This is a genomic window from Polaromonas sp. P1_E3 (assembly GCF_056405935.1).
Window position 1 is genome coordinate 1 of the sequence record NZ_JBFUBD010000167.1, and the last position, 5,895, is coordinate 5,895.

Genomic DNA, 5,895 nt, shown 5'->3' on the forward strand with positions numbered 1-5,895 from the left:
CCCTGATGCAGGCGGCTGAGCGCGTGCTGGTGGGCAATGTCAACGACAACACCACCAAGGAGCGCGAGCGGGACCGCCGCATCATCGCCGTGCACGAGTGGGGCCACTTCCTGATGGATTTTCAGCACCAGCGCAAGCTGGCGGACGGCAACTGGGACGCTTTGCTGGCCGGCATGACCACCATCAAGATCTCGCTGAAAGCCAATCCCCGCAACAATGCCCTGGGGTTTGTGCTGCACAAGCAGGACAGCAACCTCCTCAAGACCAAGGGCGACATGGAGCATGAGGTGCGCGTGCTGCTGGGCGGCATGGCGAACGAGGAAATTTTCTTCGGCGAAGACGGCACCACGGGCGGCGCCCACAATGACATCACCCGTGTCACGCGGCTGCTGCACCATGCGGTGGCGGAAATGGGCATGTACCGCAAGACCCGGCTGAACTATGCCGCGCTCGTCAAGGACGGTGGCTCTGCGCCGCCGGACGAGGAGACCCGCAGCATCATGGAAGCCCAGAGCGAGCGGCTTTACAGCGAAACCAAGGCCACCCTGGCCCAGTACACCGCCTTGACGGAACACCTGACCGGCTGCCTGATGAATGCCGGAGAGATGACGCTGAGCGAAGCACTCCGCGAAATCAGGTACTTTGAAAGCCTGACTGCCGCACCGGATCTGGCGCTGCCCGGGCCTGGTTCCAGCCAGTGGATGCCAGCCTGAGCCACAAACCTTTAAAGTTCGGCTCTCACCGGACGCCCAAAGAAAAAGCCCTGCATTGCAGGGCTTTTTGCCTGGAGCGAAAGGCTTAACGTGAAGCAGCAGCGGCGGGCGCCGCTGGCGTGGGAGTTGCCGCAGCCGCCGGTGCCTGCTGCGGGGCAGGTGCGGGCATGGCGGGCGCCACGGGTGTCGCTGCGGGCGCGCTAACGGCAGCGGGGGCTTCCATGGGCGCGCTGGGCGCCGCCTGCGCACCGCCGTGGAACTTCATCACCAGCGGCACGATCAGCAGTGCCACGATGTTGATGATCTTGATCAGCGGGTTCACGGCCGGGCCGGCTGTGTCCTTGTAGGGGTCGCCCACGGTGTCGCCGGTCACGGCGGCCTTGTGCGCCTCCGAGCCCTTGCCGCCGTGGTTGCCATCTTCAATGTACTTTTTGGCGTTGTCCCATGCGCCGCCCCCTGTGCACATCGAGATGGCGACGAAGAGGCCGGTCACGATGGTCCCCATCAGCAGGCCCCCCAGGGCCTGTGGGCCGAGCGCCAGGCCAACCACAATCGGTACGACCACAGGCAGCAGCGAAGGGATCATCATTTCCTTGATGGCGGCTGTGGTCAGCATGTCCACCGCCGTGTCGTACTCGGGCTTGCCCGTGCCGTCCATGATGCCCTTGATGTCGCGGAACTGGCGGCGCACTTCAACCACTACGGCGCCGGCGGCACGGCCCACGGCCTCCATCGCCATGGCACCAAACAGGTAGGGGATCAATCCGCCGATAAAGAGGCCGACGATGACCTTGGGATTGCTCAAGTCGAAACTGATCACATTGCCGTAGGCTTCGAGCTTGTGGGTGTAGTCGGCAAACAATACCAGTGCGGCAAGGCCGGCCGATCCGATGGCGTAGCCCTTGGTCACGGCCTTGGTGGTGTTGCCCACGGCGTCCAGCGGGTCGGTGATGTCGCGCACGCTGCTGGGCAGCTCGGCCATTTCGGCGATGCCGCCGGCGTTGTCGGTGATAGGGCCATAGGCGTCCAACGCAACCACGATGCCGGCCATGCTCAGCATGGAGGTAGCGGCAATCGCGATGCCGTACAGGCCCGCGAGCGAGTACGCCGTCAGGATGGCAATACAGACAAAAATCACCGGCCATGCGGTCGAGCGCATGGAGACGCCCAGGCCGGCAATGATGTTGGTGCCGTGGCCGGTAGTCGATGCCTGTGCAATGTGCTGCACCGGCTTGTATTGCGTGCCGGTGTAGTACTCGGTSACCCAGCACAGCGCGCCGGTCAGGATCAGGCCGACGGCGCAGGCGCCGAAGAGGCGGATCTGTGTGCCGCTTGCTGTGACGGCGTTGTCGGGCATCAGCCATATCGTGACGAAGTAAAACGCGATGAGCGACAGCACACCGGCAATTGCCAGGCCCTTGTAGAGGGCCGGCATCACGTTCTTCATGCCGGGCGAGGCTTTCACGAAGAAGCAGCCGATGATGGAGGCGATGATGGACACACCGCCGAGCGCCAGCGGGTAAACCGCCGCAGTGGCGCCTGCGCCGGACAGCAGCAGGGCGCCCAGCACCATGGTGGCAATCAGTGTGACGGCGTAGGTTTCAAACAGGTCGGCGGCCATGCCGGCGCAGTCGCCCACGTTGTCGCCCACGTTGTCGGCGATGACGGCCGGGTTGCGCGGGTCATCTTCGGGGATGCCGGCTTCGACCTTGCCCACCAGGTCAGCGCCGACGTCGGCGCCCTTGGTGAAAATGCCGCCGCCCAGCCGGGCGAAGATGGAAATCAAGGAGGAGCCAAAGGCAAAACCAATCAGCGGGTTGAGCAGGTTGGCCAGTTTCAGGTCAGGCGTGTAGTTGCCGTTGCCCACCAGAAACCAGTAAAAGCCGCTTACACCCAGCAGGCCCAGGCCCACGACCAGCATGCCGGTGATGGCGCCGCCGCGGAAGGCGACGTCAAGCGCGGGGCCAATGCCTTTGGTTGCGGCCTGCGCGGTACGCACATTGGCTCGCACCGACACATTCATGCCGATGAAGCCGCAGGCGCCTGACAGCACGGCGCCGACGACGAAGCCGATGGCGGTTTTTCCGTCAAGGAAAAAACCGATCAGCACGGCGAGGACGACGCCCACAATGGCGATGGTTTTGTATTGCCTTGCAAGGTATGCGGCGGCGCCGGTCTGAATGGCGGCTGCAATTTCCTGCATGCGGGCATTGCCTGCATCCTGGGAAAGAATCCAGCTGCGGGCCCAGATGCCGTAACCCACGGCGACCAGCCCGCAGACGAGCGCAAGAATAAGCGCTGAGTTGCCTGTCATAGAAATCTCCTACGTTGTTTTTCGCTTGGAGGGGGTTTCAACGCTAGCAAATGGTGTCTTGACCCCCGCTGCGTTGCTTCCTCGTTGCTTGTTCTACGTAGAGACAAGACGATTGGCCAACTCGCGCAATTTACAGTGAAAACATGACAACTTTAAGAACCGTAAGGTGTGAATCAGTAAAATGAGGGTAAATACCGAGCAGTTGGCCTGTGCCACGGCTGCGCAGGTAGCCCATGTGTTTTAAGAATCTTCTTTTCCCCCTTTCTTCATCCCTTCCTTCTTCCCTTTTTTCTTCCCTTTTTTCTTCCTTCCATAAAGAACTCAAGCGACCATGTCCCTCGATAAAGTTTCCCCCGGCAAAAACGTTCCAGAATCCTTCAACGTCATCATCGAGATCCCGATGAATGCCGACCCGGTGAAGTACGAGGTGGACAAGGAGTCCGGCGCGATTTTTGTGGACCGCTTCATGAGCACGTCCATGCACTACCCCACCAACTATGGCTATGTGCCCAAGACCATCAGCGGCGACGGCGACCCGGTCGACGTGCTGGTGATCACCCCCGTGCCGCTGATCCCCGGTGTGGTGGTGACCTGCCGGGCCATCGGCATCCTGAAAATGACGGACGAGGCCGGTGAAGACGGCAAGGTTCTGGCGGTGCCCATCGACAAGAAATGCTCGCTCTATACCCAGTGGCAAAAGCCTGAGGACATGAACCCGCTGCGCCTGAAGACCATTGCGCATTTCTTTGAGCACTACAAGGACCTGGAAGAAGGCAAATGGGTCAAGGTGCTGGGCTGGGAAGGCCCTGATGCTGCGAAAAAAGAAATCACGGACGGTATTGCCAACTATGCAAAGGCCAGCAAGGCCTGAGGCTCAGGTCTTGTTCCCGAAAACACCGAAAACCCTGAAAACACCGAAAATGCGAGCGTTTTAGCGCCAGGAGTGGCTCAGGCCGTGCGCAAGCAGCTATAAAAAGTATAGCGATGGTTCTGGGCAAAACATAAAAAAGCGCCTGCAGCATTGTCTGCAGGCGCTTTTTTCGTGCATGGCTTGCGCGGTCGACCCGATGCGAGGGCCCGCGTCAGACATCCGCCATGCTGGCGCAGCTTTCAGCGCACCTGCGGCAGGCTGCGGCGCATTCCTCCATATCCCCGATGGCTTCGCAGCTGGCGGCGCAGGCCTCGCACACCTCGGCGCACAAGGCGCAAAATTTCGTTACGAATTCAGAGCCGCTGAGCTGCAGGTTTGCTGAGAGCTGGCAGATTTCCGCGCAGTTCAGCATCAGCGTGAAGTGGTCCGGCTCGGTGTGGCTGCCGCCCACCTGCAGGCAGTGCGTCATGGCCGTCTGCAGGCAGGTGTGGTGGCATTGGGTGCAGGCCTCTATGCAAGGCTGCATGCTGGCAATGGCGTGGTCCATGGTGTCTCCCAACAAGCGTTGAAAGCCCCAGCATCGGGGGCGTGGCCTGTTTCAGAAGGAAGACGACGGCGGCTGCGTATGTAGGTTTGTGCTGACGTGCAGCGTCGCGCCGGAAAGTTATTTCTTTCGCGCAGGATCCGGAAACACCAGGCCGTGCAGCTTGCCCTTGTCCTCGCGCGAAAACGGCTTCCACTGGCCTTCCGGTTGTGCCAGGCGGTCGGCCACGGCCCACCAGGCGCTGGGGTTCACGCCCATGCCGATATGGCTGGCCAGCACTTCGATGTTCTCGGTCTGCGCATGGGCGGCGCTGGGCGCCTGGATGCTGGCCTGCCAGGCCACCACACCGTCGCTACGCGAATAAATGCTGGTAGTCGGCACAGGCGGGGCGGCCGGCAGGTCGTAGCTTTCGGATTCGCGCTCCACGTTGCGGCCGCTGGTGAGTTCGTAGATGCGCCAGGCGTTGGTGGCCCTGTGCGAACCTGCAAACGGCGTGCCCAGCGTGATGACGCCGCGCACCATGTGCGGCAGCTCCTTGGCCAGTTCGCGCGCGTAGACGCCGCCCAGGCTCCAGCCGATCAGGCTGACCTTGCGGCCGGTGGTTTCGAAGGTGCGGGCCAGGCTGTCGCGGGCTTCTTCCAGCACGCCGGCGCGCGGGCCGAAGTTAAAGCCCTGTTCCCAGCCCCACGGCTTGTAGTTGAGCGACTGCAGGTATTGGCGCAGCGGCACCGTGGTGGCGTCGTTGGCCGACAAGCCCGGAAACACCATCACGGCATGGCCGTCACCGCGTGGTGCGCGGGCCAGCAAAGGCCAGGCGGGTAGCAATGCGCCGAATTCCCAGAACGCACGCAGTTCAAGCGCCAGCAGCCAGGCGCTGGGCGGAACATCGTGCGGAGACGGTTTTTCTTGATCTTGGGGGGAGGATGAAGACGGAGTTCGCCTGGATGACGGGCTTGCCATGGCTTGAAGCATTGATTGTCTTTTTGGAGTTCCGACTCAAAGAGTATGGAGGCGCTTGCGGTTTTTCACAGAGAGAGGTCTCTCTAACGTAGACGCTTCGCGGCGGTTTTCGTCGCGTTCGTGACAGCGGCTTTGCGGGTTTTTACCGGGGCGGCCTTCACTGCGGCTTTAACGGAGACTTTTTTGGCCCTCTTTTTCGGCGTGGGCGCTGTGGCGGCGGGCGCAACAGGCGCTGTGCTCACCATCAAGGCTTGGGCCTGAGTGAAGGCCTCCTCGATTGCTTTCGCCAAATCCTTCGCATGCGGCAGCGCCTTCTTGTCGGCAACGATGCCGAAATCCACATGGCCGGCATAGGTCTGGATCGTGATGTTGAGCGCCAGCCCATGCATGACGATGGACAGCGGATGGAAGGTCAGGAACTTCGCGCCGGCCAGGTACAGCGGCACCGGCGGGCCCGGCACGTTGGAAATCGCCAGGTTGGCCACCATGGGCA

Annotated in this window: 6 protein-coding genes and 1 pseudogene; 2 read left to right on the forward strand and 5 right to left on the reverse strand. The window is 61.8% G+C overall.

From position 1 onward, the window contains the following. A pseudogene (locus tag AC1D0Z_RS14800) lies at window positions 1-713 on the forward strand (AAA family ATPase); the annotation flags it as partial. Window positions 714-798: 85 nt separating this feature from the next. Here AC1D0Z_RS14800 and AC1D0Z_RS14805 read toward each other — a convergent pair. Next, window positions 799-3,027 (reverse strand): sodium-translocating pyrophosphatase, encoded by a 2,229-nt coding sequence (locus tag AC1D0Z_RS14805; RefSeq protein WP_477658984.1) that lies wholly within the window; start codon window positions 3,025-3,027, stop codon window positions 799-801. 130 nt (window positions 3,028-3,157) lie between these two features. Beyond that, window positions 3,158-3,352 (reverse strand): hypothetical protein, encoded by a 195-nt coding sequence (locus AC1D0Z_RS14810; RefSeq protein ID WP_477658985.1) that lies wholly within the window; start codon window positions 3,350-3,352, stop codon window positions 3,158-3,160. Window positions 3,353-3,358: 6 nt separating this feature from the next. On the opposite strand from AC1D0Z_RS14810, the gene ppa reads away from it, so the two are divergent. Beyond that, a complete protein-coding gene (ppa, locus tag AC1D0Z_RS14815; protein WP_477658986.1) occupies window positions 3,359-3,898 on the forward strand; it encodes an inorganic diphosphatase in 540 nt (179 codons plus the stop codon). A 211-nt stretch (window positions 3,899-4,109) separates the two neighbouring features. Here the strand turns inward: ppa and AC1D0Z_RS14820 are convergent, their stop codons facing one another. From AC1D0Z_RS14820 to AC1D0Z_RS14830, 3 genes are all read right to left on the reverse strand, one after another. Further along, entirely contained in the window at window positions 4,110-4,445 is a 336-nt protein-coding gene (locus AC1D0Z_RS14820; RefSeq protein WP_477658987.1) for a four-helix bundle copper-binding protein, read from the reverse strand. A gap of 117 nt (window positions 4,446-4,562) precedes the next feature. Continuing rightward, window positions 4,563-5,402 (reverse strand): alpha/beta hydrolase, encoded by an 840-nt coding sequence (locus AC1D0Z_RS14825; RefSeq protein ID WP_477658989.1) that lies wholly within the window; start codon window positions 5,400-5,402, stop codon window positions 4,563-4,565. Window positions 5,403-5,485: 83 nt separating this feature from the next. Then, the coding region (locus tag AC1D0Z_RS14830) for a WS/DGAT domain-containing protein (RefSeq protein ID WP_477658988.1) at window positions 5,486-5,895 on the reverse strand (410 nt) is incomplete at its 5' end.

Excerpts from the sequence above, each read along its gene's own strand:
- ppa (WP_477658986.1), top strand. The coding sequence starts at position 3,359 with ATGTCCCTCGATAAAGTTTCCCCCGGCAAAAACGTTCCAGAATCCTTC.
- AC1D0Z_RS14820 (WP_477658987.1), bottom strand. The coding sequence starts at position 4,445 with ATGGACCACGCCATTGCCAGCATGCAGCCTTGCATAGAGGCCTGCACC.
- AC1D0Z_RS14825 (WP_477658989.1), bottom strand. The coding sequence starts at position 5,402 with ATGGCAAGCCCGTCATCCAGGCGAACTCCGTCTTCATCCTCCCCCCAA.